The following is a 3,323-nucleotide window of genomic DNA, read 5'->3' on the forward strand; positions in this document are numbered from 1 at the left end:
AAGAAAGTTTGGATCAAAAATTGATAAGGTAAATTTTCTCACAATCCCTCTCCTACTTAAGCGCAAACGCACCCAATTCTGAATCATAGCCCCACTGTTCCTGAGGGGCGATCAAGTATCCCCGGCGGTGGCGCTGCCAACCTTGGATATTGTTCGCAGGTAGTGGAACAGTGTATCGAGCGAGTTCACTCCATTTAAGCTGGGCAACTGTCGGCTGATCCTGTTCCAGAAGAGCAGTGACGGTATAGCCCGCCTTGCGCAAGGGGGCCGGGTAGGTTTTCCATTTGCCGTCTAGCCAGACAAAGTGATCTTTGGGTGTGTGTTGGATGTTTAAGTTCTCTAGCCAAGCAGCTAACTGTCTTTGACTGACTTCTTGAGCAGCAAACTTTTGGATCAGTGCTTCACCTGCCTTTAGCTGATCCTGACTGTAGGGAAAACCAGTTTTTTCATCGGGGTAAAAGAGGGCATCCCGGGGATGGCCACAGTACTGGCGGTTGAGGCGCCCCAAACGCTGGATTAAGCCTGCCGGGTCAGCTATTTGAGAGACTAAAAGTGTTGCGGATAAGTCTAGGGACATCTCAGCAACCTGTGTAGTGATGGCCAAGATGGGCTGATCCTGTTTGAAGGCATCTACAACTGCCCGATGGCGATCGACGCGATCGCCATAACGAAAGCGACTGTGATAGAGAAGGGGTCGCAGTCCCCGAGCTTTGGCTTGCTGATACACAGCGATCGCCGTATCCACTTGGTTGCAGACCCACAGGACTTTACCGCCCTTGGCCAATTCCTGCTGAACCCATTCCCAGTCGGGCTCGGTCAGTTGATGGAAACGATAGCGAGGCAAGTCTTCCAGCTCTTGTGGACCTTGGACAACCTCTACAGGCTCTCCCACTGCTTCCTTAATTGCCTCTACCTGGGTGGGTAAAAACGAGGCAGACATGAGTAAGATGGGTGCTTTAACCACCTTGAGAAATCGCAGTAAGGCGCCAAAGAGGGCCTCATCATAGCAGTGAACCTCATCAAAGACGAAAGCAGCATTGGCGATCGCCGGGAAGCAATACAGGGGACGGCGATGACATTGCAGAAGTCCCAAAACAGTATCGACAGTGCAAATATTGACCTTTGCATCCCATGCTTTGAAGGCTTCCAATTTCTGAGCTGTTTCATTCACTGATCCATCGCCATTATTTACTTCTTCACCTGTGCAGGCTAGCTCCAGGTCAACAGCCGAGCGGGAGTGCAACAGTTCCGACTCCACTTTGTTATGAACATAGCCTAGAAAGCCTTCGGTGCTCGTGCCTGTAGTGGGATAGCAGAAAAACAGCTTGCGCCCGATCGCGTGTTTTTGTGCCCAGCAGTAGGCACCGAGAGTTTTACCGCTACCGCAACCTGCACGTGCCAGCGTTACCCGCTGAGGTGTATTGGCTAGATCCGTTTGAAATGGCCGCAGTGAATGACCACACAGCCGTGTGTTAATCACTGTTTGCAAATCAGCCTCGGTCAAGGTCTGTTTTAGGACGTCCTCAATCCACTGCTGGAGGCTGATTGCCATCTGTCCTGAGGCTGAGGCAATAGCATCTGCTGCCACAAGGAGTGCTTTCACTACCGCAACAAAGGCAGCATCTGGCTCCCACTCATCAATAAAGGCATCCAAGACCTTCTCCCCTTTATCCTTGATAGTTTTAATTTCCCATTGCTGCGAAAACTGAGAGAGGGGAGGATCTTGCGGCAGCCCTAGCGTTCTCACCCCGTAGTGAATCAGCTTGCAGAAGTAAGGATGCTTGACATACCAGTGCAGGCAAGTGTCTCCACTGCCTTCCCGAACTTCCACAAGTTTACCGGTGTCTTTACCGTCTTTGCCCCCTAGTTTGAGGTGATGACCCCCAGCAGCAGCGATCGCTGTCATGAAGTCAGCATTTGGACATTGAACAAGCCATTCTCGGAACTCCCATGCCAGTAGCACAGACCCCACTTCATGACGGATCAGTTGAGGGCGCTCCAAGGGATTACGTTGCGGCGACACCGATGGATTGGAACCAATGAGAGAGTATCTAACAACCCCTTGGAATTGGTGGTTTGCCTTTCCCCAATCGTGAAGATAGGCCGCTAGTCGTGCCGTTGCCTCCAAAGTTGCAAAGCTGCTATGGCGATCGCCCAACCCAAACTGCTGGAGCAAATTTGAGCCTAAGGAATGAACTAAGGTGGTTATTGACTTCACAACGGCAGCTGTGTGGCCGACCAAGTCATGGTCTTCTCCCCAGTCAGGATTTCCTGGTAGCGAGGATTTTGCCAACAAAATATCTGGCTCTAGTTTGGGTGGAGTAAACCTAGGCGGCATCCAAGCTCTCCTTTACAGGATAAAACCAACCACAGCCAAAATGTTGGCGTCCGCCTAAACCATGCCATTGCAGCTTGAGTGAGTCCGCTGCGCTCAAATCCTCGACCACTAAACGGTAGCCCACCACTTTTTTGCCCTTTACTTGAATTGTGCGCCGTGCAAGGTTACCGTTGGGGTCAGAGGGAATAAATGCTGTCCCCTTAATCCCCAAATCACTGAGAGCCTTTTGACAAGATTTTAGAAAATACTCCGGCACCTCTAAATGATCAATTGTCTCTAACTTGAAAGTGACCAACCGAGAAGCAAGGGTTTGTGAGGGTTTTGGCAAGGCAATGCGGGGCTGCACCAGTCGAATCAAATGCCCCTGAATATCAAGCACTTGGTTCTGGAAAAAGCGGTACCACACTTGTACCCGATCGCTCAGACAACGGATGCGAAAGCGTGAAGCACGGTTGAGATAAACAATCCCCTCACCGTTAGGAATTCCAGGAATACTGCTAAGCCGCAGGTCGCTTGGTATGTCTGAAGGTAGATTGGGCTGGGGTGATTTTTGCAACTGTTGCTTAATCGCTGAGTACAATGCGTAGCCATGATCGGCTGGCAAAGTTCTTCCCCGCAGGCTGTAGTGCAGTTCAAGAAAAGAACATTGATCAGTCATTGCTTGGTCCTAAATAATGTTGCCCCCCCACCCTAAAGGGAGCTTTCCAGTTATTCAGTTATTTATTGCTCCCTAAGGACAGGGTACCTCATATTCATGCCCTTTGAATCATTATTTTTAATGATTTTCTCAATCATTATTATTGCTAAACTCACCATAGATGTAAGCTAACAACGTCCTTTAGTCTGTATGTTAAACAATAGGATAGCGAAAGAGGTGCTTGGTCAAGATTCTTAATTAATTCGTAAAGAAAGGTAATTTATCAGAGCACAAGTCTCTAGGGTAATGCCTGTGCTCAACGCCTTACGGCATCAGAGGTAGAGGCAC

2 protein-coding genes are annotated in these 3,323 nt (G+C 49.6%); both read right to left on the bottom strand.

Translation table 11 applies throughout. The annotated features are described in order from the left end of the window. Window positions 1-52: 52 nt before the first annotated feature. Window positions 53-2,338, bottom strand: coding sequence for a CRISPR-associated helicase Cas3' (gene cas3 / locus IGQ16_RS06080; protein ID WP_297060627.1), 2,286 nt, complete (start codon window positions 2,336-2,338; stop codon window positions 53-55). Then, window positions 2,328-2,996 carry a type I-MYXAN CRISPR-associated protein Cas6/Cmx6 gene (gene cas6, locus IGQ16_RS06085; protein WP_024124531.1) on the bottom strand — a complete coding sequence of 223 codons (669 nt, stop codon included), beginning with the start codon at window positions 2,994-2,996 and terminating at the stop codon, window positions 2,328-2,330. The genes cas3 and cas6 overlap by 11 nt, the downstream gene beginning before the upstream one ends. Between the last annotated feature and the right edge of the window lie 327 nt (window positions 2,997-3,323).

It is taken from the genome of Thermosynechococcus sp. M3746_W2019_013 (genome assembly GCF_015296045.1).
In the GTDB taxonomy this organism is placed as follows: domain Bacteria; phylum Cyanobacteriota; class Cyanobacteriia; order Thermosynechococcales; family Thermosynechococcaceae; genus Thermosynechococcus.